At 69.2% G+C, this 22,750-nt stretch carries 22 protein-coding genes and 2 pseudogenes; 10 read left to right on the top strand and 14 right to left on the bottom strand.

The annotated features are described in order from the left end of the window. Positions 1–194 (top strand): CGNR zinc finger domain-containing protein (locus tag HW445_RS03415; RefSeq protein ID WP_180219538.1); only part of this gene is annotated, 194 nt, incomplete at its 5' end. Positions 195–208: 14 nt separating this feature from the next. On the opposite strand, the gene HW445_RS03410 is transcribed toward HW445_RS03415, so the two are convergent. Further along, positions 209–493, bottom strand: a complete 285-nt coding sequence (locus tag HW445_RS03410) for a hypothetical protein (RefSeq protein WP_180219537.1) — start codon at positions 491–493, stop codon at positions 209–211. A gap of 86 nt (positions 494–579) precedes the next feature. Between HW445_RS03410 and HW445_RS03405 the strand changes: the two genes are divergently transcribed. Next, positions 580–1,038, top strand: coding sequence for a hypothetical protein (locus HW445_RS03405; protein ID WP_180219536.1), 459 nt, complete (start codon positions 580–582; stop codon positions 1,036–1,038). Between the two features lie 145 nt (positions 1,039–1,183). Here HW445_RS03405 and HW445_RS03400 read toward each other — a convergent pair whose 3' ends face one another. The 3 genes from HW445_RS03400 to HW445_RS03390 all read right to left on the bottom strand — a co-directional run bounded on the left by HW445_RS03400 (position 1,184) and on the right by HW445_RS03390 (position 2,916). Beyond that, on the bottom strand, positions 1,184–1,921 hold the full coding sequence (locus tag HW445_RS03400; RefSeq protein ID WP_180219535.1) for a hypothetical protein: 738 nt from the start codon (positions 1,919–1,921) through the stop codon (positions 1,184–1,186). Between the two features lie 225 nt (positions 1,922–2,146). Beyond that, complete coding sequence (locus HW445_RS03395) at positions 2,147–2,500, bottom strand: hypothetical protein (RefSeq protein WP_257230814.1); 354 nt, start codon at positions 2,498–2,500, stop codon at positions 2,147–2,149. A gap of 113 nt (positions 2,501–2,613) precedes the next feature. Continuing rightward, positions 2,614–2,916: a hypothetical protein gene (locus tag HW445_RS03390; protein WP_218956521.1), complete on the bottom strand. Its 303-nt coding sequence runs from the start codon at positions 2,914–2,916 to the stop codon at positions 2,614–2,616. A gap of 659 nt (positions 2,917–3,575) precedes the next feature. Here HW445_RS03390 and HW445_RS03385 point away from each other — a divergent pair. Next, positions 3,576–4,550, top strand: a complete 975-nt coding sequence (locus HW445_RS03385) for a phosphotransferase (RefSeq protein WP_180219532.1) — start codon at positions 3,576–3,578, stop codon at positions 4,548–4,550. A gap of 547 nt (positions 4,551–5,097) precedes the next feature. Here HW445_RS03385 and HW445_RS33205 read toward each other — a convergent pair. From HW445_RS33205 to HW445_RS03360, 6 genes are all read right to left on the bottom strand, one after another. Further along, entirely contained in the window at positions 5,098–5,220 is a 123-nt protein-coding gene (locus HW445_RS33205) for a hypothetical protein (protein WP_257230813.1), read from the bottom strand. 659 nt (positions 5,221–5,879) lie between these two features. Then, complete coding sequence (locus HW445_RS03380) at positions 5,880–6,083, bottom strand: cold-shock protein (RefSeq protein WP_159528575.1); 204 nt, start codon at positions 6,081–6,083, stop codon at positions 5,880–5,882. A gap of 471 nt (positions 6,084–6,554) precedes the next feature. Then, positions 6,555–7,187: an SMI1/KNR4 family protein gene (locus tag HW445_RS03375; RefSeq protein WP_180219531.1), complete on the bottom strand. Its 633-nt coding sequence runs from the start codon at positions 7,185–7,187 to the stop codon at positions 6,555–6,557. 511 nt (positions 7,188–7,698) lie between these two features. Continuing rightward, complete coding sequence (locus HW445_RS03370) at positions 7,699–7,896, bottom strand: hypothetical protein (protein WP_180219530.1); 198 nt, start codon at positions 7,894–7,896, stop codon at positions 7,699–7,701. Next, on the bottom strand, positions 7,883–8,659 hold the full coding sequence (locus tag HW445_RS03365; protein WP_180219529.1) for a hypothetical protein: 777 nt from the start codon (positions 8,657–8,659) through the stop codon (positions 7,883–7,885). The genes HW445_RS03370 and HW445_RS03365 overlap by 14 nt, the downstream gene beginning before the upstream one ends. A 249-nt stretch (positions 8,660–8,908) precedes the next feature. Continuing rightward, positions 8,909–9,097, bottom strand: a complete 189-nt coding sequence (locus tag HW445_RS03360; RefSeq protein WP_180219528.1) for a hypothetical protein — start codon at positions 9,095–9,097, stop codon at positions 8,909–8,911. Between the two features lie 747 nt (positions 9,098–9,844). Between HW445_RS03360 and HW445_RS03355 the strand changes: the two genes are divergently transcribed. The 3 genes from HW445_RS03355 to HW445_RS03340 all read left to right on the top strand — a co-directional run bounded on the left by HW445_RS03355 (position 9,845) and on the right by HW445_RS03340 (position 11,799). Next, positions 9,845–10,783, top strand: coding sequence for a MerR family transcriptional regulator (locus tag HW445_RS03355; RefSeq protein ID WP_180219527.1), 939 nt, complete (start codon positions 9,845–9,847; stop codon positions 10,781–10,783). 147 nt (positions 10,784–10,930) lie between these two features. Then, positions 10,931–11,425: a GNAT family N-acetyltransferase gene (locus HW445_RS03350; protein ID WP_180219526.1), complete on the top strand. Its 495-nt coding sequence runs from the start codon at positions 10,931–10,933 to the stop codon at positions 11,423–11,425. A gap of 233 nt (positions 11,426–11,658) precedes the next feature. Then, a complete protein-coding gene (locus HW445_RS03340; RefSeq protein ID WP_180219520.1) occupies positions 11,659–11,799 on the top strand; it encodes a hypothetical protein in 141 nt (46 codons plus the stop codon). Positions 11,800–11,882: 83 nt separating this feature from the next. On the opposite strand, the gene HW445_RS03335 is transcribed toward HW445_RS03340, so the two are convergent. Further along, the gene (locus HW445_RS03335; protein WP_180219525.1) at positions 11,883–12,266 is read right to left on the bottom strand and encodes a hypothetical protein; all 384 of its coding nucleotides are present in this window, start codon (positions 12,264–12,266) and stop codon (positions 11,883–11,885) included. A gap of 311 nt (positions 12,267–12,577) precedes the next feature. Then, positions 12,578–13,882 carry a DUF4241 domain-containing protein gene (locus HW445_RS03330; protein ID WP_180219524.1) on the bottom strand — a complete coding sequence of 435 codons (1,305 nt, stop codon included), beginning with the start codon at positions 13,880–13,882 and terminating at the stop codon, positions 12,578–12,580. Between the two features lie 847 nt (positions 13,883–14,729). On the opposite strand from HW445_RS03330, the gene HW445_RS03325 reads away from it, so the two are divergent. Both HW445_RS03325 and HW445_RS03320 read left to right on the top strand, forming a co-directional pair. Further along, on the top strand, positions 14,730–15,296 hold the full coding sequence (locus HW445_RS03325) for a tellurite resistance TerB family protein (RefSeq protein ID WP_180219523.1): 567 nt from the start codon (positions 14,730–14,732) through the stop codon (positions 15,294–15,296). 638 nt (positions 15,297–15,934) lie between these two features. After that, a complete protein-coding gene (locus HW445_RS03320; RefSeq protein ID WP_180219522.1) occupies positions 15,935–17,386 on the top strand; it encodes an FG-GAP and VCBS repeat-containing protein in 1,452 nt (483 codons plus the stop codon). 266 nt (positions 17,387–17,652) lie between these two features. On the opposite strand, the pseudogene HW445_RS33195 reads toward HW445_RS03320, so the two are convergent. Both HW445_RS33195 and HW445_RS33190 read right to left on the bottom strand, forming a co-directional pair. After that, positions 17,653–18,342, bottom strand: a pseudogene (locus HW445_RS33195) (pectate lyase); the annotation flags it as partial. A gap of 72 nt (positions 18,343–18,414) precedes the next feature. Then, positions 18,415–18,855, bottom strand: a pseudogene (locus HW445_RS33190) (RICIN domain-containing protein); the annotation flags it as partial. Positions 18,856–19,521: 666 nt separating this feature from the next. Between HW445_RS33190 and HW445_RS03310 the strand changes: the two are divergent. Next, positions 19,522–21,906, top strand: coding sequence for a glycoside hydrolase family 9 protein (locus HW445_RS03310; protein ID WP_218956519.1), 2,385 nt, complete (start codon positions 19,522–19,524; stop codon positions 21,904–21,906). Positions 21,907–22,090: 184 nt separating this feature from the next. Further along, positions 22,091–22,714, top strand: coding sequence for a TMEM175 family protein (locus tag HW445_RS03305; protein WP_180219521.1), 624 nt, complete (start codon positions 22,091–22,093; stop codon positions 22,712–22,714). Positions 22,715–22,750: the final 36 nt, after the last annotated feature.

Here is a 22,750-nt window from a genome sequence, read left to right as displayed (position 1 = left end):
AGCTGGCGCTGCGGACGGAGGAGTTGCTCGGCGGGGACGGCCTGGACCGCGTCCGGCGCTGCGAGGGCGCCGGATGCGGATGGTTCTTCCTCGACCGCTCCCGCAACGGGACCCGCCGCTGGTGCAGCGCGGGAGACTGCGGCAACCGGGATCGCGCCCGCCGCCACTACGCCAGGACCCGCCGGGGAGCGTGACCCGCCGCTCAGGCTCAGGCGTAGGCGCGGGCGAGGAGCGGCACGGCCGGCCGGCGGAACTCGGTGGGCCGTCCCACGAGCAGCGCGTCGACCGCGGTCCGCCGGTGGAAGAGCTGCGCGTCGTGCTCCTCCGTCATACCGACGGCCGCGTGCAGCCGCACCGCGTCCGTGGCCACCCGGCGTGCCGGCTCGGCCGCGCAGACCAGGGCCCAGCTCGATGGCACCTTCGCCACGTTCGAACGCGCCGAGGAGAACCGGCGGATCGGCATGCGGATCCGCACCATCGGCCAGGACTTCACCCACTAGGCCCCCGCTCCTGCTGCCCCTGCTCGGCGAGGCGTTCGAGACCGGGCTGGCCTTCACCCCGCGCGTCGACCGCTCCGACATGCTCGCCTGGCAGGCTGAGGGCATGGCATCCCTCGACGATCAAGAACTGAACACCGCGATCCAGAATGCCGACTCGCCGGCCTGGTCCGTCCGCGGGACGGCTGGGCGGCAACTCGCGGGTTCGGACAAGATCGAGGAACTGGCGGACATCATCCACCGTCTTCTCTTGGATGCCCAGGACACCTGGGTCATCCAGGAAACGGCCGAGGCATTGCTCGAGCGCAAAGACACCACCGGCCTGCGCTGTGTCCTGCTTGCCTACAGCCAGGCGGGCAACTACGACGCCATGGACCATCTCGGTGCTGCCCTGGACTGCAACCCCGAGTGGATGACGACCCAAGGCGCAGACCGGCTGATCAAGCAGTACCAAGAGCTGGCAACGGACCTCGACGCCGGCATCCGCAACGAAGCCCAACAGATCCTGGCGAAGCTGCGGCCACGCGAGGAATGGGCATGAGCCCCAGAGCCGGACTTCCAGCTCTCGGTTGATCAGTGGAGCACGAGGTGAAGGCCCCGGTCGAGACGGCCGGGCCCTCCGTTGCTTCAGCCTGAGCCCGCCACGCGTCGACGGTCTCCCGCCCGCAGCAGGCCAGCCGGAGCGATCACGGCACGCGGACCCAGCGCTGTGCACCGGGCGGCGGGTACTCCCGCGACAACCGGGCCGCCGCGCTGCACAGGGCACGCACGTCGATCAGGAAGTGGTTCATGGCCTTGATGGCGTCTTGCCGAGTGGCGCCCTCAGGCAGCCGCCACGGACTGCGCGTATCGGCCTCGTCGAGGAGCCGCTTCATCGCCAACTGGGCCTGGTGGTCGGGCCCGTACCACGCCACGCCGCATTCGATGAGTCTCGGCCGGACTTCCTCGTTGATCACTCGCCACTGCCCACCAAGACGTACATGCCAGGCCTCCACTCTCCGCCACTGCCAGTGGTCGCGTGCAAGGGACTCGAAGTTGGCCGGGGCCCTGTAGTTCCTCGTCGGGCCTCTTCCCAGCCGCAGGATGTCGTTGAAGATGTCGAAGAAGGCCGCCGTGTAGGACCCTTCAGGATCGCGGCGCGTGTTCAGCGGGTGCAGGGCTCTCAACGCCTGGGCGATCTTGGTTTCGAGTTCCTGCAGGTCGGCGGCGTTGAAGATGCTCATGAAGCCGCGCTGCAGCTCCTCGACCTCACTGCGGGCGTGGTTGTCCGCCCGGTTGGCGAGCCGTGCGTCAGCGAGGGCGTTGCTGACCGGCGTCAGCACCAGCAGGGCGGTAGGCACGCCGAAGCACAGCGACGTGAACCCGCTGGCGAGGTTGACGAGGAAGCTGCGCCCCTCCCACCAGTCGATGTGGTCGAGCCACATGCCGACGATGGCGAGGACTCCCCCGATCGTGAGGAGTGTGGCGGTGATCCGTCGGATCAGGGGCGGGTTACTCCTCCACCACTGGCGCCCTCTGGATATGCGTGTCCGTAGCCCCATCGCCCCCCCAGCGTTCGTGTTTCTGACAGGACGGTAACGCGGCCTGCCGTCGATGCTGAACCGAGGTGCCTGCATTCCACAGTGGCGGCAGTACGTTTTCCTTCGGTCTCACGTCGTGTCGGTGGGCGGCTGTCTCGAGCATGACGAACCTGCATGTGCAGCCATCCGTTCCGCCCACTCACGCACCGTCACCGCTCGCTCGATGCGGCTGACGATGTCCTTCTTGGACGCCGTGTCCAAGGTCTCCGGGATCTTGTCGAAGGTGTCAGGAAGGACCTCGAGCAGACCCAAGATCTGCTCGCCGGTGCTGACGGTCAGCAGTTGCCGGCACCTCCACTGCAGCGGTGTCTCGGGCCGATGTGTGAGCCGGTGCACGAGTGTCGGGAACAGGTGGTGCGTCGCATCTGCGGCAAGGTGCTCCCGGAGCCGGTCGACCGGGAGCCGCTGGCTGAAGCTGTACATGGCGGCCTCTGGAGCCAGGTCCAGGAGCTGAGCGGTGTCGACGGCTCGGACAGTGCGGGGAAGGGGCGGGTCATGCGGGGATGATGCCAAAGAGCTTCCGCGGAGGTGAGAGGTCAGCTGGGCTGAGATGCGATCTGCCGACGGGCAGCCCGCCAGATTTCCTCGAACTCCTCGGAGGTGAGCTGTTCGGGCTCGTGACCCTCCCATTCCGCGACGGGCAGCTCGGCCGTGATCCCGAACCTGCTGTCGTACTCGTCGAGGCGGCCCGCTTCGTGGGCCTGCCGCCATTCGGCGAGGGAGGCGGCTGCGATCGGTGTGAGCGCGGGCCCGTGGAGTTCGACTTGCCTGGTTACCCAGCCCTGCGCGTCGACCTCGAAGTGGAACCAGACGTCATCCTCGCCCCAGTAGCAGCGCATCCATGTGGTCACCAGGACATGATGCCGGGTCAGTCTCGCAGCGATGTCGTATCCGACAGCAACGGTGAGATTCGACATCAAAAGTGAGGCCCAACAGAAGGGCTGCTGTCAGCTCTGGGCCATGTCCACGATGCGGCTGCAGGGGCCCTGGAAAACGGTCGTGACGATTCCGCTGTCGCGGGGACTCCGCTGCTCTGCCGGCTGTGGTTACCCGGTCGAGGTGGTCGAGGGCGCGCTGCAACAGAGGGCGGTGGGGGGGCCGGTGGGAGGGTGCGGCCGGCGGCGGTGATCGCGGCGTCGAGCTCGGCAAGGTCGCTGAGCGGGTAACAGTTGGCGTCGAGGGCATCGTCGGCGGCGGTCGCGGTGACTGTGGCGGGCAGGCGGGTTCGCGGATTTCTGGCCGGGCAGTCGCAGGAACCTACGTGTGAGTGGTTCCTCGGCAGCTTCGAGTATGGCAGGTTCGGGGCCTGATGCTGGTGCGCTGGTGTGTTCGACCGCTACGAGTTCCCCGCAGGCCGTCCACGCGTCCGCGTCAGTGAGTGATCCTTGATCGCGGGGGTCCGGGAGCGGTGAAGGCCAGACGCCTCCTCGATGGTGCTCCCGTAGGGTTCGCGGGTTAACGCGTTGGAGAGGCGGTTCGGAACGTGGCACCCAGAACAGTGACACAGGAACAGTGGGCGGGGGCGGCGCGCGCCGCGCTGGGTGGCGGGCGGCGGCTGGAGGGAGTCGAGCGGGTCGCAGGCGGCAGCAAGAAGGGTGTGTACCGCCTGGTGATGGACGACGCGACGACTGCGATTGCCTATGTGTGGGACGACACCGAGAACTACTGGCCGGCGGCCGAGGGGGACGACGACCTCACCGATCCGTTCTCGCCCGGCCTCGGGCTTGATCTGTTCCAGGCCGCGCACGCGCGGCTGGACGGGGTCGGCGTCCGCGTTCCGGCGATCCGTCTCCTCGACCGAGACGGCGCTTACTGCCATGCGGACCTTGCGATCGTCGAGGACCTTCCGGGGGAGAGTCTCGAGGCGTTGCTCGCGCGCGACCCCGGCGCGGCGGCTGTGGTCATGGCCCGGCTCGCGGAGTCGCTGGAGGCGATGCGGGGTCACCGTGCACCGGCCTACGGCAAGGTGGCTGTGGTCGATGGTGGAGGAACGTCGCGCGGTACATCGTGCGAGGGTGTGGTTCTTGACCGTGCGCTGCGGGACCTTGCCGAGGCGGCCTCGCGTGATCCGCGGATTATGAGTGTCCGCGGGCGGCTGGAAGAGCGGCTGCTGGGCCTGGCCGCGGTGGTGCGGCCACGCACGGAGTATGCGGTCGTGCACGGCGAGCTGGGCCCCGACCACGTGCTGGTGGACGCGGACGGGAACCCCGTGGCGATCGACATTGAGGGATTGATGTACTTCGATGTCGAGTGGGAGCACGTCTTTCTGCGCATCCGTCTGCACGACGCCTACCAGCCACTGGAGGTGGACGGCCTGGACCAGGATCGACTCGCGCTCTACATGCTCGCGCAGCGACTTTCGCTGACGGCGGGACCGCTGCGGCTACTCGACGGAGACTTCCCCGACCGGGCCTTCATGGCGGGCATCGCCGAGTACAACCTGAAGCAGGCACTGAAACTGGCCCACGCCTGAACCTATCCACTCGCCGACTCCCACCAGGGCCCGGCGCAGCCAGACGCCGGGCCGACGTCCTCTTCGCGACGCTCCGCGACAGAACCATTGACGAATGCCGGCCAGCCTCGGCGGGCCGATCCTCAGCGGCCTCGCCGCACACGGGACAGTCCCGCTCGTCGACCGAGTCCAACACGACCGGATGACCGCAAAAGTCGCACGGCCTCATGCTTTCGCCGGCCGACTCCCGAACAGACGCGTCATCACTCATGACAGCCACACTGCTGCCACCGGATCACCTCGACCAAAGACATAGGGTCCCCGCTCACCCGGCCGTCGGTCAGAGGGAGCGGGCGGCGGGTGTCACGTTGGCACGCCAGCCGCCGAGCCTCCTGATGGCGGGTGTTTGCGCAGGTCACAGGCGAGCGTGGGCGAGGCGTGACAGGCGACGTGACACCGGGCGTGACACGCCGGCCCGCAGGGGACACCACGGCGGCGCGAGGGCCACGTCGTGCCCTCCCGGTCGGGCCGCCCGGGGCAGCCGTGGGCGGCCCGACCGGCGGAATGCTCAGCCGTGCTTCGCGACGGTCTCGGTGTACAGGCGGTCAGTGTGGGCCGCCTCCCGTGCCGCGTGGTCCGCGGTGAGGCGCTCCTGACGGGCGCGCAGCTCGTTGGACTCCGGTCCGGCCATGGCGGCGCGCTACTGCGGGGAGACCTTCTGAAGCCTCTGCTCGGATGCCTGCCGGCGCAGGTCGACGGATCCTTGCAGGGTGGTGCGGGGTGCGAGGGAAGCGGCCCGTGTCCTGGTCTGTCCGTGCCCACCGCTCCATGGCGTCGACCGCGGCCTCGTATGCCGCTGGGGTGCGCTCGCGCCCCGCGCGGGCGACGGCTTCGCGCATCGCCCGCCCTTATTGCTTGATGAGGCCGACCACAGCAATCACCAACCCAAAGACGAGCCGGGCCCCGGGGTGCCATGGCTGGCCCTCGGGGCCTGACGCTGTCCGGGTTGGTGATGGCGGTGGCCTCGAGCAACACGACCAGGTCGTGGTCGCCAGGGACGGTGCCAGGAATCTCGTCACGGCCACGGCTGTGCACGGTGACTCTCCGGCCGCCCGTAGTGGAGGGCCGGTACACGACGATCGGCGCGCTGTTCACACCACCCGGCGTGCCCTGGCTCAAAGCGTGCGGCGAGTCGGCCGACACCACTCACCCAGGTTTCACCGTGCGGTCAGGGATGGGAGCCGGCGGCCCAGGTCTCGTCTGCCCCGGGCCGCCGGATTCCTTGATGCTTTGCCACGCGTCGGTGGCGCCGGTCCCATGGGGCCCAGCGATCGACGGGGACAGCAGGCGTCAGCCGCGGACGATGTTCTCGGCCTGGGGGCCCTTCTGGCCCTGGGTGATGTCGAACGTGACCGGCTCCCCTTCGACCAGCTCGCGGTATCCGTTGCCGGAGATGTTGGAGTAGTGGGCGAAGACGTCCGGTCCGCCGCCGTCCTGGGCGATGAAACCGAAGCCCTTCTCGGAGTTGAACCACTTCACGGTGCCGCTGGCCATACTGCGTGTCCTTCGATCGCGCCGGGAGTGCCGGCCGGATTAGTAATGGGGTCGTCCGCTTCGGGAAGACCGCCGGCGTCTGTTCTACCCCGACCGGAGTCCCGTCATACGATCACCCCGCCACAAAATCGGCACACGGGCACAGGCACCGCCGACACCGTCGCCCGGTGAGGGGGCGGCACGGAGATGGCCCGGCGGTTGCTGGTCAGCTGCGCGCTGCAGGGGCCGAGTTAAAGAGTGCCGGGGCAGGAGGTCCCGTCGCGATGGACGGCACCTAAGCTTTCTTCGGCCTCGCCACCTGCCTCATCATCCACCGAGACGCCCAACAGCTGGCTGCGTAGGCGACATGGAGATCACTTGTCGATGGGTTTCGAGAACGACGACGAGACAGATGCTTCGGACGTGTTCGCGCGAAGTAGGAGCAGTCGCGTGGTTCGCGTCGGCTCGACGGCAGGTCTGCGAGGCTGGTGGTCAGGGCAGTCCGATCGGTGCCGCCCTCAGTGGTTGACCGTCGAGTTCCTCGCAGCCGGCGTCTGCCCACCACAGCTCACCTTTGGTGGTGAGGTAGGGATGCAGTCCGAGCACGTCACCGCCTTCGTGGAGGGCATGGGCGAGTGCGTGGAGAAGGCTCGCAAGATCTGGCCAGCAATCGGTGAAGTCGCCGCCACCACCGTGGCCTGCCCAACCCAGACGGCCCGTGTCCGGGCCAGGACGTTGGTCGATCACCTGTGCCCCGCCACCGGCGCTCTCGGCCCAGGGAACCCAGAGCGGGTGCCACCACGGCTCGTCGTCCCAGGGACGACGGGTCAGCCCGTCGTTCTCCGCCGCGACCTCCATGCAGGTCTGCCAATGGTCCACGATGCCGCTCACAGGGAGCGGTGATTGCTCCGGCAGGAAGGTAGCCCAAGCGCTGACCCCGTCATGGCATTGAAGGGACTCAGCAAGGTCATCAGGCAGAGGGATTCCGAGAAGCCGCTCCGCCCGCTCGATGTCGTCCCGTGCCGCAGGCGGATTGAGCAGTGCGAAATCGAACGCCGCGTGGGTCGCCAGCCAGGCGTCGATCCGCCTCCAGGATTCCGACGGGGGCAAGATCTGCTGTGCCATGACGCCATCCTGCCCCACGCCCGCGACGGGACGGTTCAAGGGCCCGCCCCGAAGAAGCGAGGTCAGCCGACGACTCGTTGTTCAGCTTTGTACTCGGTGGTCTCCAGCGCCAGGCAGAGCTCACGGATCTGCCGCTTGACACGGTCCTGTTGGTCGAGCATGGTGCGGCGGCGTTCCGGGATGGCGCTCGGGCCCTGCTCGCCAAGCAGGATGTAGCGCTTGGAGTGAACCAGCTTTCTGGGCGGGGAAGTTCCTGGGACCCTCGACTTCCTCCCTCGACTTCCTCGGTCCGCCGGTCCTGGATGTCCAACAGCAGGCCGTCCAGCGGACCGCCGACCAGTCCCGCGTAGGTCCGGTCCGGGAGCGGGCGGGGTTGGGGCATAGTGCTCCGCTCCGTGGAAGCAGCCGCTCAGCGGCTGCTCGTCTCCGTTCATCCGGTCAGCTTCCAGCCGCCACCGACGACCGGGCAGGGCCGACGGGCACGGCCTGCCCCAGGCCGGGCCCTCAGTGCTCATCGTGGCGTGGGCAGCGCGGTCAGGGACCGCCGAGTTGCCGCGTGGCCGGGACGAAGCCGAGTCCGGGCCAGCTCTTCCAGGACCGCGCAGGCCAGGGAGGGCAGCAGGGCGCGATCACCGTTGTTGAGACGCTGCAGCCTGTCACGGCGGGCGGTCAGCTCCTCGGTCCGCGACGTGAGCTCACGGCTGTCCAACCCGTTCCTCTCTTCCCGCAACGCTGCCGACTGGCTCTTGGGAGCGCCGACGGAAAAGCCTGGGCTGATCCGTGTAACCGAGCCAGCGTACGGCCAGTGGGCAGACGGCGGTCAGCCGCCAGTGCCGGCGGAGCTCCTCGACGAAGGCGGGATCCGCGCAGAGCCCCTGGGGGCCGTCCCCGATGTAGAGGAAGGTGTCGCCGGTGTACGCCCGCAGGGCCTCCACCGCCATCGAGTCGGCCAGCGGGGGCCAGACCATCATGAGGGTCCGGGTGGGGTGCCGGCGTACGGCCTCCACCGCGGTGGTCACCTGCACGTCCGAGTAGCGAAAGCCTCCCGCGTAACCGTTGGCGCCCGCGCGGTGGACATCCGTCGGCAGGATGTCCACACCCGCCAGTCGGAGCTGCCGTGCCCAGTAACCGGCTCCCGCCCCGACCTCCAGCAATTCCCGCCCCTTCGTGACGTCGGCGATCCAGCGGATCGCGGAAGCGGTGGCGACCGCCCAGCTGTAGGTCCGCGACAATTCCTCACGACGCAGCATGGCCGAAGCCAGCGGGTGCCCCTTGGGCAGGCTGTCGAACACGTCGAGCAATGTGCCGGCAGCCACGTCCCGTTCGGCGACCAGGGCGGGGTACCACAGAATCGGCACCAGCTGCGGCTGCTGCACCGCCGCGGCCACGTCCTCTTCCGGCAGCAGATCGATCAGCGGCCTGAACGGCACCGGCCAGCCGGGAAACGACAGGCACTCGGTCTCCGCCCACATCTCCTGCAAGGCCTCCGCCAGAGAAGTGATCCTGGCGATCCACTGGTCATGCCCGACCGGTCTGCGGTCACGCCCAGCAGGGCCCTCCCTGCTCATCCACTCGTCCACAGCAAACGCCCTGTTCCAACCGTCCCGGCCTCGGTCGGGAATCTCTACGCGCCACGCCCCCTCCGCGATGTGCGTTTGCGGAAGGGGCGCGGACCATCAGCAGGTGCGAGTCGGCGTAGCGAAGACGCCGTTCCTGAGGACTTACTCAGTCACGATGCCGTGCGCGGTGACCTGGACATCCTCGTCCACATTCTGCACCGTGGTGTGCGCAACCACGCTCACCTCCTGAGCGATCTTCTGCGCAGCCGCGGTCAGCGGACCGCTGGCAGTTCCCGCCAGTACCGCGGCAGCGGCTGCGACGATCGCGGAGTTCCGAGCCGTACGGTTCATCAGCACACCTCAAGTGATCACGGAACGCGAGCGCTCCCCCAAGACTGTTCCGCTGATCATATGAACTCCGGTGTGCGTGATCAATTAGTGCGCCAGTGCGACTTGGTGATTGATGTTCGCGCTGGTGTGGCATGTCAACGGCGTCCGTGCAGCGCCTCACACGTCCCGCTGTCCCTGGTGGCGAGGAGTGTGAGACGCCTGCTGCACGTCCGCCGAGGGACCGCGGCGCAGCTGCGATCCTCGGCTGCGCGTCGGCGCGACACCTGCACGGATGCCGCCCTGCGGTGGTACAGAACTGATGGATCGCAGGCTGCTCCGCGGCAGGATGTGCTGCGGCGCAGGGCTGGGCCGCCAAGCACGGTCGTCTTCCGGCAGCGGGTGGATGGCGCAGCCCAAACGCAGACGGTCACGGTCCTTGAGGGCGATGGTGGCGGCATCACGACTCAGACCGGCGAGGCGGGCGGTTGGCCAGATGGGTGTCGGAGGCGGCCGTGAAGACGGCCGCGGCCAGCGCCGCGGCTCCACCGCGGCGCCTACCAACCAATTCACCAGTATCCGGGGAACAACATCTCTACCATGCTTGCCCTCCTCTGTGGTCGTGAGCGCTGGATCATGACGGGACCTGCCCGGGGATTCTGACAGTACGTTTTGTTGCATAGCAACAGGTTGTTGTGGGTGAGGCGTGGTTGCCTGCCGACGAGCGAGGAGACTTGAGTCTCCACCAGGGGGAGACATGAAGGTGGGGACATGGACGGCGAAACGCTCTACTCGATCGGTGAACTGGCGCGACGGACCGGTCTCACGGTCAAGACCATACGGTTCTACTCCGACCGCGGAATCGTGGCGCCGACCGACCGCAGCCCGGCCGGCTACCGCCTCTACAGCGTCGACGCCGTTGCACGCCTGGACCTCGTGCGGACCCTGCGCGAGCTGGGATTGGACCTTCCCACGATCCGCAAGGTCGTGGACCGTGAACTCTCGCTTCCGGAGGTCGCCGCAGCGCACGCCGAAGCTCTCACGGCGCAGATCCGCGTCCTGCGCCTGCGGCGCGCGGTGCTGACGGCGGTGGCCGAGCGCGGGTCCACACCTGAGGAGACGGAACTCATGCACCAGCTGGCCCAGCTTTCCGAGGACGAACGCAGACGTCTGATCGGCGATTTTCTCGACGCCGTCTTCGGCGGTCTTGATCCCACTCCCGCATTCGCGGGGGTCATGCGCTCGATGACCCCCGAATTGCCCGACGACCCGGAGGCGGAGCAGGTCCAGGCGTGGGTGGAGCTGGCCGAAATGTCCCTGGACCCGGGTTTCCGCGTCCTCATGCGGCGGATGGCCGAGGACCAGGCGGCCGAGCAGTCCCGAAGCGGCGTGACGGTCCCGCGCCGCGGCATTGCCGCAGCCGTCCGTGACCAGGCCGGCCCGGCCCTCACCGCCGGCATCGACCCGGCCTCGCCCCAGGCCGATCCGATCGTGGCGGCCTTGACTGCGCACTGCGCGCATCTCGTCGGCCGCCCCGACGGCATCGAGCTTCGCCGTCGGCTGGCGACGCGGCTGGAGAGCATGAACGACCCACGCAGGGAGCGATACCTCCAGCTGCTCGCAGTGGTCAACGGCTGGCCGGCCACCGAGAGCCAGGCTCCGGTGTTCGACTGGTCCGTCCAGGCTCTGCGCGCCCAGACACAGCAATGACGAGGCGGTCACAAGGCGGCATGGGGCGGACACGGCCCGCGTCGGGTGAGAACGCCGCCACAAATATCGCCGACTGATGAGTGCCCCGGTCGTACTTCAGGTGGCCTCCTCGCCCCCTCTCCCGCTCTCGTTCTTCGCCCCTGGCGCATGGAGGACGTCACCGCATTGGTCGAGGTGAGCCGGGATCGAGCACTGCACCAGTGGGCCAGCTCTGTCGTGGGAAACGATGCCGACGGGAGACGCTGGGTGCAGGCTCAGCAGCAGGGCTGGGCAGTGGGAGAGCGATTCGGCTTCGCCGTCCTCGAGGCACAACCCGGTTCAGTTCGCGAACAGTTGGTGGGCAACGTGGTCCTCAAGGAAGTCACCTCCGGCAAACCGGCGGCCGAAGTGGGCTACTGGACCGCAGCGCACGCTCGCGGGCGGGGAGTGGCCCCCCGCGCTCTGGAGGCACTCACCAACTGGGCCTTCGACACCTTCAAAGCCGACGGGCTGGAGCGCCTCGAACTCCTGCACCAGGTGGACAACCTGCCATCGTGCCGGGTCGCACAGAAGACCCGCTACGACTTCGACACCCTCCTGCCCGCGGCACCGCCCGCCTTCTCCCGCGATGGCCACCTGCACGTACGGCGCGCGAGTCCCTGAGATCCTCCCGCCTTCTGCGGATCGGCTGACGCTGCTCACGCCGAGAAGGGCTGGGGGCGTTCGACGAGGCGGCCGCGATCGAACCGCGCCCCTGCACGGACCGGAGCGACAAGGTGGGGTGCGTTCACAGCCCGCCGGCGGGCCTGGGCTGACTCGAGCAGCGGAAGACCTCTTCCGCGGTCAGTGGCAGCAGAACCGGACCTCCGTCCTCTCACTTCCGGTCCTTCGCCCGCATGCTCACCGAACGCCAGGGTGAACGACTCCCGCAGCGGCTCGACACCGTCCGCCAGGACGACCTGCCCAGCATTCACACCCTCGCGGCCTACATCGACCGAGACCGTGACGCCGTCATCGCCGGCCCAACGCTGCCCTGAAACTCCGGAGTCGTCGAAGGCCACGTCAACCGGATCATTATCGGGATAGATGACGGCCAAGTCGTCCGTGTCGGGGCCCGGTGTCATGATTCCTCCTTTCGCCGATGCACTCCGGGTGCGGTCGGTTCTTTGGCGCTTGCCAACGGCGCGCTGCGTCGGACTTCGACGAGAGGAAGCAACGCGGCGTTCGGGGGTATTCCTATCTGGCGGGGCGTCGGGCCGGCCGGGGTGGGGACATCGGCCAGGCGCGCGAAGAGCTTGTCCAAGGCGGTCTGGCCGACATCGACGGCCGGGCGTTCGTCGGCGAACAGCAGGTCGACGCGCTCGCCGGTGCGGCGGTCGGTGAACTTCGGCCGATCCGGGCGGACGGTCTGCCGAACATCGACGGCTTGGCCGAGGATCGGGCCGACCGGCTTGGTGAAGGCGGTGCCGGTCTTGTGCCCACAGAAGCTTCGCCCGGCCCTCATCGGCGATCACCGGCGGGTCTGGGCCGAGGAGGGCTGTGATGCCGCGAGGGATCGCCAGCGCGCGTAGTGGGTCGCAGCTGCGAGGCAGCCACTCCTATTCCTGGCAGTCCCTGAGGAACGTCCGCAGCGCGGTGATCTGCCCGGTCTTGGTCGCCGCTTCGAGCGGCTTGCCGAGACGATCGCGACAGGCCTGCCGCGTCCAGTATGTCGGGTAACCCAGGACTCCAGGCGCCGAGCTTCGTGAGCCGTGCTGCCGAGATCGTCACCAGCTGCAACCATGTCGGCGCCTGCGGCCTCAGGCGGAACCCTGCCTACGCAGCCGCATCGGTGGGGGTTCCGTCCTCCTCCGGGAGCAGCTCGGGCATTCCTTCCACCAGCACCACGACGCCCACTACCTCACCGGCCTCGGAACGGCCGACCCACACCGGGTAAGTACCGTCTCCGGTCGTCGCGAAGGCCATGAGCTCGCCGCCGGAAGCCTCGTCCCAGGTGCGCTGCACGAACATGGAGGCGTCGTCGATGTTCTCGTACCCGTCCAGGTCCGACTCCCCCCGGATCAGCCCCCGCTCGAAGAGAGCGATGAGCGGCTTCCAGGCCCCGGCGTCAGCGAAGCAACCAGTTGCGCCGTCGGTGTCGAAGCCGGCTATCTGCTGCTCGATGAAGAGGCGGGGATCGTCATCCGGAGCGAGGGCCATCTCCCAGGTCGCGGCGGGAGTCTCGCTGACGAGCAGGCGGACGGCCGTGGCTTCCGTGGTCGTGACCTCGGCGTCCCGCCACTCGCAGTGGTAGCTGAAGCGGACCTGCGCCTCGTCGAGTACGTACTCCCCGGGCCGGACGGGGACCGTGATGCGCGGTCCGTCGCCGTGGTCGATGTCCGGGCCGGAGACGGCCAGCAGCCCGCTGGGGACACACAGGGTGCCGACCCTGCGCGGCTCCACGACGGTCATCTCGGGGTGGTACCCGTCGGTCACACGCGCCCCGGGCCGGAACAACTCGTTGATCGGCCCGGGCTGCGCGGGGCGCGGGGGACGCCAGCAGGTGGCGGGAGCGTCTGCGTCACCCGGCTCTGCTGCCTCGGCCACCTTGGCCGCCTCGAAAACCGGCGACTCGATGAGCCCGTGCATCCGGGCCGAGAGCAGCGGCCACTCCCCGAATGCGGGGCGGGCCATCCAGCGCTCGTCGTCCCGGAGTCCGGGCGTGGTGACGTAGGAGCCCCCGCCCTGCCCCTGCCGCTCCTCCGTCCGTTGGCCCCTCCCGTCGGGGAAGAGGTCCACGGTGATGCGTGGGCACGCCTTGTCGAACTCCGCCATCTCCGGGCCTGTGTAGTACCAGCCGACGGAGTACCGGCGCAGCAGCCGCGACGGGTCGTCCAGCAGCCGCATGTCCAGGTCGTAGGTGCGGCGGCCGTGGGCATCGTAGACCCACAGCCCGACGTAGTGGTCCCGCCAGGAGACGAACCGGACTTCCAACGGAGTCACCCGCCCCGACTCCCGGTACACCACCACGTACGGAAGCCCGGCGGTATCCCGTTCCCGGGCCTTCTCGGCGGATATCGGCCGCCAGGGCGCGCAAGCCTCCAGGTCCCACGCCTGCGCGTATCCCACCTCGACGACCATGGCCGCTCCTCTTCCCGCAACCTGCCTTGGTTCTGTGCTGAGCTGCAAGGTAGCCGCTGCCTGTGACAACGGCCCTACTGGGCGGGCGGTTGACCGGCTCCGGTGCCCAGACGGTCGTGCCGGTGATCCGATCCATGACCCGTTCAGTGAGTGACTTGCCAGCGTGATCCGCTGAGCTGCCGACGCCAGGCCCCCGCTCCCCGCAGCCAACCAAGACCCGCTTCAGCAGCAGCAAGGCTGGAGCCGTCGATGTCACGCTCCACCGGTCCGCCCTGTCGGCCGAGCACCCCCAGATCGATTGGGAACGGCTGCGCGCAGCGGACACAGGCCGGCGCTCCCCGCTCGCCGCGGTGGCGAAGCAGGCCGCGTCGGCCTGATCCCGACCGCTGGCCGGCGCCGCCGCCCCCTGTGCCCGGTGGGAGGGGCGGCTTCGTGTGGGGTCAGCCGCAGCGGCGGAACAGGGCACAGGCCGGGCTGGCCGGCTCATGGCCGCGGTTGCCGCGCGTCTACGCACGGCCGCCCCTGTTCGTGCTGCCGTTGCGCCCGGCGGGTCCGAGGTGCCCGCCCGACGGCCGACTCCCTTCCCCGGCACCGACTTCGGTCCGGCTCGTCCCATCCGCGGAACGCCCGGCCCCGACGACAGCGGGTAGCCCTGGGAAAGGGCAGGGCTATGAGGTCCAGGGCTGCCGGTGGCCGGGCCGGCAGGGAAGCGCCGGGTAAACGCATCGGGTGGACGCGCGGGGTGGTGGAGGGTTTACGGAACCTTTGCCTAGGGCCGGGCGTTGGGAGGGTGTGCGCGCGTGAGCGGGCGCGCCCCTTGCAACTGACGAATACCGAGGTGACGGCGATGGCAGTGTGGGACCGGCTCAAGGACCAGGCCAAGGCTCTACAGCAGGGTCAGGCGGGGCGTGGTACGACCGGCGGGCAGGGCGCGACGGGCGGGCACGTCGGTGGGGCGAGGCCCGGCGGGGGCGGCAAGGCCCAACTGATCGGACTGTTCAAGACTCAGCTCGGTTCGCTGAAGAACGAGCTGAAGAGCGGGGCGTACCGGGACGCGAGCATGGCTGTGTGCGCCCTGGTCGCGGCGGCCGACGGGCACGTGGACCCGGCCGAGCGCCAGCAGGTCGAATCGATGATCCTGAACAACGACGTGCTGCAGAACTTCCCGCCGGAGCAGTTGCGCCAGCGCTTCGGCAAGCACGTGGACCAGCTGACGAGGAACTTCCAGCACGGCAAGGCGGAGGCGTTGCAGGAGATCGCCAAGACCGCCAAGAAGCCCACCGAGGCCCGGGCCGTCATCCAGACCGGCATGGTCGTCGCCGGCGCGGACGGCCAGTTCTCCCAGGCCGAGGCGGAGGTGCTGCGCGAGGCCTGCGTGGCACTGGGGCTGTCCCCAGCCGAATTCCAGCTCTGATCCCGGGGCGGCCCGGCGCCAGTCCGTACAGCCGGGCCGACGCGAGTCCCCGCCCGGGATCTGGGCGACTGCTGCTCTGCGGACAGCAACCCGCGCGGATGTGCGACCTGGATCATGTTCGGAGGCTGCTGGACGGGCCAGGCGGCGTGACGGAGACCTTCCGCACCTCCGGCCTCGCCCTGGCCGTGGAGTGCGTGGTCGAAAGGCGTTGACGTCGGCCTGGCCGGAGCCGTGGAAGAAGCCCCCGCCATGGCCGACGCGGCTGGATCCGTACAAGCCGTCGATCGACGAGATGCGGCAGGCCGATCTGGATGCGCTGTGCAGGCAGCGGCACACGGTGAAACGGATTTTCGAGCGGCTGCTGGACGAGCACGGTACGGACGAGATGTCGTACCAGATGGCCCGTGGCTACGTGGCTGACCGCCGTGAGGAGATCCGGCTCCAGGCCGGACGAGGCGTGGTGGAACCCTGCTGTCTCCCCAGCCCACTTCCGGCCCGCTCCCGGCCTGGGTGGGTCCGTCGCCGGGCTTCCGGACAACCGGGCGACCCCTCCACGGCAGTACAACCATCGGACGAACGTACGAGTCATATCGCGCAGGTCAGCTTTCACGTCCCGCGCCATCACTCTGGAGCCTGCCTTGCGTCCCACTCGTACCGCCGCCGTCGCGGCCGTCCTCACGGCAGCGGTCACCGGACCGTTCGTGATCGCCACACCCGTGACCGCCGCCCCTGCCAAGCTGTCCGACGACTTCAACGGCGACGGCTACCGGGACCTCGTCGTCCTCGGCGGCACATTCCGTACCGACCAACGGCTCACCGTCGTCTACGGCACCTCCTCCGGACCCGGCAGCCGGGTCCAGACCATTCATCAGTCCTCCCCCGGCATCCCCGGCACCGTTGAACCGGACGATCAGTGGGGCGCTTCCGCCACCACGGCCGACCTCGACCGTGACGGATACGCGGACCTGATCGTCGGGACGCCCGGCGAGGACGTCGGCACGATCACCGACCAGGGCGGACTGACCGTGATCTGGGGCTCCGCCAAGGGGCTCGGCTCCGGCACCTACCTCGGCTCCCCCGTGGAGCCGCCGCACGAGACCAGCGGCGACGCCTTCGGAGACGACGTCGTGGTGGGCGACTTCGACGGCGACGGCGACCTCGACCTCGTCGCGAGCAGCCTCAGCGACGCGGGCGCGGTCCTGCTCAAGGGCCCCTTCACCCGGTCCGGCGGATACCAGGGCCACGAGACCCTCGGCGGCGACTACCCCGACCGGCTGTACGCACAGATCCTGGTCGCAGGGCCGGTCACCGCCGACGCGGCCACCGACCTGTACATCCTCGGGACCCAGCTCTGGGACAAGGACTACACATCCCGCGCCTACTTCCACCGGGGCGGCGCCGACTTCACCTCCTCCGCCGCCTCGGTGCCGATCCCGGAGCCCACCCCGCTGGACGACGGCCCCGGCCTGACCGACGCCGCCATCGGCGACTTCGACAAGGACGGCCACGGCGACCTGGCCGTGGGGCGGGGCACCAAGGGCGAAGGGTGGAACCCCGGTTACGTCGTGGTGCAGTACGGCGGCTCCGCCGGGCCTGACACCGGCCGCGCGCTGGTGACACTCACCCAGGACACCCCGGGGATACCCGGAACCTTCGAGAGCGGCGACTACTTCGGCCACTCCGTCGCCGCGGGAGACGTCAACGGCGACGGATACGCCGACCTCGCCGTCGGCACCCCGGGCGAGGACATCGGCACGGTACACAACGGCGGCGCGGTCACCGTCCTGCTCGGCGGAGCCCGCGGACTGTCCGGCACCGGAGCCCGGGTCTACGACCAGGACACCTCCGGCGTCGCGGGAGCCGTGGAGGCCAAGGACGCCTTCGGCAGGACGGTCTCCCTCGTCGACCACACCCGTGACGGACGCGCCGACCTGGTCGTCGGAACCGACGAGCGGGCGGGGGACAGCACCGGCATGGTCCATCTGCTGAAGAGCTCCGGCTCACGCATCACCGGCACCAACTCCCGTCACTACACGGTGAACACACTGGAACTCCCCTACGACACCTTCGGATATCGCCTCACCCGCTGAAGCCGGGCCCGGAAACAGCTGCGGCAGGCGCCGGTGTCGTCCACCATGGCGTTGGCGCCAACGCGTCGGAAGCCGGCCGGTCCTCTCCCGGGGAGCAACGGGATCTCTGCGCGGTGGGTGCGGGCGGCCATCCGCGGGGCGTCGGCGACCAGGTCCGTTCGCATCCGGGCCGAGCCTGCCGACGGCAGGGTCACCGAGGCCGGCCGAATGCCGGGAGGGCCCGTTCCTCCCCGCGGGGAGGAACGGGCCCGGACACACTTCGCGCCTCAGTCGACGTACGTGATCTCCGACGAGGAATAGATGCAGTGGGTGCCGTCCGCACCCGAGCCGATCTCGCTCGGCTCGCCGCTCGTCGTGCCCCTGTACTTCGTGCAGATCTTCATGTCACGGTCGCCGTCCTCGTAGATCGTGACATCCGAGATCCGCGCCGTGTCACCGTAGTTCGTGTTGATGCCGACCAGGCTGGTACCCGGCGCCGTCGCCCAGATGTTCTGCAACTGGATGTGCCGGGCGTTCTGCGTGGAGCAGTTGCCGCAGGAACGGACCAACTTGCCGAAGTCGTCCACCTGGAAGTTCTTCACGACGAGGGTGCCGACGCCGTTGTGCTGGAACACCTTGTCCTCGGCCAGCTTCGCGCCACCGCCGTCGATCGTGCGGACCGTGGAGGAGGAGCCGCCGCGGAAGGTCGCGGCGTCCTCGCCCACGTCCTCCCACCAGACGTTCTTGATGGTGCAGGTGCCCGCGCAGTGCACACCGTCGGCGGCCGGAGCGCCGAGGATGACGTTCTGCAGGGTGGCGCCGTCCGCCAGCTTGATCATCGGGGGCTGGTCCTCGTCCTGGTCACCACTGCCCAGATCGCCGCTGCCGTACAGGCGCTTCATGCCACCGTCGTACGTGCCCGAGACCTCGATGGTCGACGAGACCGCCTGGCTGCCGTTGGCGGTCGGCCATGACGGCCGGTTCGTGGGCGGGTCGGTGGGCGGGTTCGTCGGCTCGGTCGGCGGGTCCGTGGGGACGGTGCCCGACGCCGTGAAGATCCAGCTCTTGCTCGTCACGGAGTCGCAGGAGTTCTGCTGCACCAGGGCACCGGAGGCGGTCGAACTGTCCTTGACGTTGAGGCACTTGCCACCGTTGCTGTTGACGACCCGGTAGGTGTTGCCGCTGACCGACGTCAGGGTCCACACCTGGGTGGCGGTACCGGCGCAGTTCTGCTGCTCCACGGCCTTGCCCGCGCTGGTGGAGGCGTCCCGCACGCCGGCGCACTTGGCGCTGTGCGCGGCGGCCAGGGTGTAACCGCTGCCTGAAGCGGTGAGCTTCCAGGTCTGGCTCGCGGCTCCGGTGCAAGCGCTCTGGGCGAGCTGCGTGCCCGCGGACGTGCCGGCGCCCGGCACCCCCAGACACAGACCGCTCGCCACGTTCTTCAGGCTGTACGAGCCCGCAGCGGGTGCTGCCGAGGCCGAGCCGGTCATGAAGAGGGCCGTCAAGCCCGCGGCGAGGAGTGAACCCACGGCGGCAAAGGCGGCGGCGGCACGGCCGCCACGCCTTCTGACGTGCTGTTTCTCAGTGCGCACTGGCTATTCCTTTCACCGCCTGCGGCGTCCTCCGCAGGCACCTGTGGGGATTGGTGCGGTGGTGAAGGCCGGTTCCCGACTGCGGAACAAGATTCAGCAGACTGAACCACGTTCGTGTATGCGAACAGTCGTGACGGTAAGACAGGCGCATGGCGCGGTCAATGAGTTGAGCGAATCGGTTCGGCCAAATCGGGCTCCGCGCTCTCCAGGACCTGGGGCAGCGGGTCTACCGCCGTACGGCCGGCCGGGGCCGCGTGCAGGCGACGTCATGGGCCGCGGCCAGTCAAGTCCAGTCAAGCCACCGGACCACCGCGCGACCATGGGTTGCATCAGGTTGTGTGACGGCTGTTGACAGGCGCAGTCTCTGCTGGCTTCATGAACGAGCGTGATGGGAGCGCTCCCATCTTTCCCGATGTGCGCACTTCCTGCATGCAGATCGAGGCAAAGCGCCACACCGCGGGTCTGCACAACGGTCCCGCGCCGGGGCACCGAGGCCCGGGCCGCCTTCCGGGCGCCGGAGCCTCGTCCGTCGCCCGCCCCACCGACGTCGGAAGGGACGTTCCGTTGCGCCTCCCTCACGTGTTCCGCCGCAGACGAGGACTCGACGCCCCGGCCACGGCCGCACGTCGCGCGGGGCTGACAGGCCTCGCCGGAGTGCTCCTCGCCGGCATCCTGTTACCCCTGTCCGCCTCGACCTCCGCCTCCGCCGCGCCCGCCTTCGCCTACGGTGAGGCGCTGCAGAAGTCGCTGCTGTTCTACGAGGCCCAGCAGTCCGGCCGTCTGCCCGACTTCAACCGCGTCGGCTGGCGCGGGGACTCGGGCCTGGACGACGGCAAGGACGCGGGTCTCGACCTCACCGGTGGCTGGTACGACGCCGGCGACCACGTCAAGTTCGGGCTGCCCATGGCGTACTCCGCGACGATGCTCGCCTGGGGCGGCATCGAGCAGAAGGCCGCCTACGCCTCCTCCGGACAGCTCGAGCACCTGCGGAACAACCTGCGCTTCGTCAACGACTACTTCGTCAAGGCGCACCCCTCGCCGAACGTCCTCTACGGCCAGGTCGGCAACGGCGCGGACGACCACAAGTGGTGGGGCCCGGCCGAGGTCATGCCGATGGCCCGGCCCGCGTACAAGATCGACGCCTCCTGCCCCGGCTCCGACCTCGCGGGCGAGACCGCCGCCGCCATGGCGGCGTCATCCATGGTCTTCCGCGACTCCGACCCGGCATACGCGGACAAGCTGCTCACCCACGCCAAGCAGCTCTACAGCTTCGCCGACACCTACCGGGGCAAGTACAGCGACTGCATCACCGACGCGCAGTCGTACTACAGGTCGTGGAGCGGCTACAACGACGAGCTGGTGTGGGGCGCGATCTGGCTCCACAAGGCCACCGGCGACGCCTCGTACCTGACCAAGGCCGAGACGTACTACGACAACCTCTCCACCGAGCCGCAGACCACCACCCGCTCCTACCGTTGGACGATCTCCTGGGACGACACGTCCTACGGCGCCTACGTGATGCTCGCCAAGCTGACCGGGAAGCAGCGGTACGTCGACGACGCCAACCGCTGGCTGGACTGGTGGACGAGTGGGGTGAACGGCCAGAAGGTGAAGTACTCGCCCGGCGGGCAGGCCGTCCTCGACAGCTGGGGTTCGCTGCGGTACGCCGCCAACACCGCGTTCGTCGCCCTGTCCTACTCCGACTGGCTGGCCGGCGACGGCGAACGCAAGCAGCGCTACCACGACTTCGCCGTCCGGCAGATCAACTACGCGCTCGGCGACAACCCGCGCAAGTCCAGCTACGTCGTCGGCTTCGGGACCAACCCGCCCACCAAGCCGCACCACCGCACCGCTCACGGGTCCTGGACCGACCAGATCACCAACCCGGCCGAGAGCCGGCACGTGCTGTACGGCGCGTTGGTCGGCGGTCCGAGCGCCGCGGACGACGCCTACACCGACGACCGGTCCAACTACACCAACAACGAGGTCGCCACCGACTACAACGCGGCCTTCACCGGTGCGCTGGCCCGCCTCTACGCGGAGTACGGCGGGGCGCCGCTCGCGAGTTTCCCGCAGGCCGAGAAGCCGGACGGGCCCGAGATGTCCGTGCAGGCCTCGGTGAACGCGACCGGCTCCAACTTCACCGAGATCAAGGCATACCTGGTCAACAAGTCGGCCTGGCCCGCGCGGGCGCTGAACGACGCGTCGCTGCGCTACTACTTCACCCTCGAGGACGGTGTCACGCCCGCCCAGATCACCCTCACCACCAACTACAACCAGTGCGGCAAGGTCAGCGGGCCCACGCAGTTCAAGGACGACGTCTACTACGTGACCGTGGACTGCTCGGACACGGTGATCGCCCCGGCGGGCCAGTCGGCATACCGCAAGGAGGTCCAGTTCCGGATCGCCTCCGCCGGCGCCTGGAACGCGGCGAACGACTGGTCCTACCAGGGCGTCCCCACCGCCGCCGGGAGCACGCCCGTCGACGCGGCGAACATCGTGCTGATGGAGGGCGCGGCCAAGCAGTGGGGCGCGACCCCGGACGGGACGACGCCCACGCCCGGCCCGACGCCGACGCCCACGCCGACCCCCACCCCCACACCCACACCGACACCGACACCGACGCCCACGTCGACCGGTCCGTGCTCGGTGACGTACAAGGTCATCAGCACCTGGGGGAGCGGCTTCACCGCCGACGTCGCGGTGAAGAACACCGGGACGACGGCGATCACCGGCGGCTGGAAGCTGGGCTTCACCTTCCAGGGTGGTGAACGGATCACCAGCGCCTGGAACGCCACGGCCACCCAGTCCGGGGCCGACGTCACCGTCACCAACGCCGCGCACAACGGCGACATCCCGGCGGGCGGCACCGCCTCGTTCGGCTTCCAGGGCACCGGTGCGCCCGTGGGCGCCGAGGCCTTCGTCCTCAACGGAAAGAGCTGCGGATAGACCCCCCGCCCCGTCGGCCGGGCCCGGCCGACGGGGCGGGGCACGGCCGGGGCCTCGCCCGTGCGGTGCTCCCCGCCACCGCATGCGTGGACTCCCCCGGCCGCCCGCCGGGTGAGTTCACGACACGCGAGGTCCGGTGGGCGGGTGCCGGGGTGTCGCGCCCAGGTGGTGCTACCACAGGACGATGGATACGGGCGACCGGCACGCAGCCGCCTCCTCGGGGCAGACGCGTCTGCCGAAGCACAGGATTCTCGCGTTGACCGACGGCGTGGTGGCCATCGCCATGACGCTGCTGGTGCTCGACATCGACGTGCCCGACGGACTCCGGGGGCAGGCCCTGGTGGACGCGCTCGACGACGTGATGGGCCAGGTGGGGACGTTCCTGTTGAGCGCTGTCGTGATCGCCCTGTTCTGGCGGGCCCACCACTCGGTGCTGCGCGACGCGGAGTGGATCAGCGGCCCCCTCTTCTGGTGCAACGTCGCCTTTCTGGCGCTGGTCTCGTTGATCCCCTTTCCGACGAGAGTGCTGGCCGACTACGGCCAGCAGCCGCTCGGACCGGGCCTGTACGGCGCGGTCGTCGGCACGGCCGCCCTGGTGTTGTACGTGATGGCGGTGCTCATCGCGCGAGGGTCGGGCCGCCGGACTCCCTTCCCTCCCTTCCCCGCACAGGCGTGCGTCTTCCTGCTCTCCGTCGGGATCGCCCAGTTCGCACCCGTGGCGGCCGTCTACAGCTGGATCGCCTCCGTGCCCCTGTCCGTACTGGCCCACCGGCACGCCACCCGCACGTCGCGGGCCTCCCGGCCCTGACCGAAGGGCTCGCAGGGGGCGTGGGCGGCGCGCAGG

The organism is Streptomyces sp. UH6 (genome assembly GCF_013421635.1).
GTDB classification, from domain to species: domain Bacteria; phylum Actinomycetota; class Actinomycetes; order Streptomycetales; family Streptomycetaceae; genus Streptomyces; species Streptomyces abyssomicinicus.
Note: the sequence above shows the minus strand (reverse complement) of the source record. Positions and strands in the feature narration are given on the sequence as shown.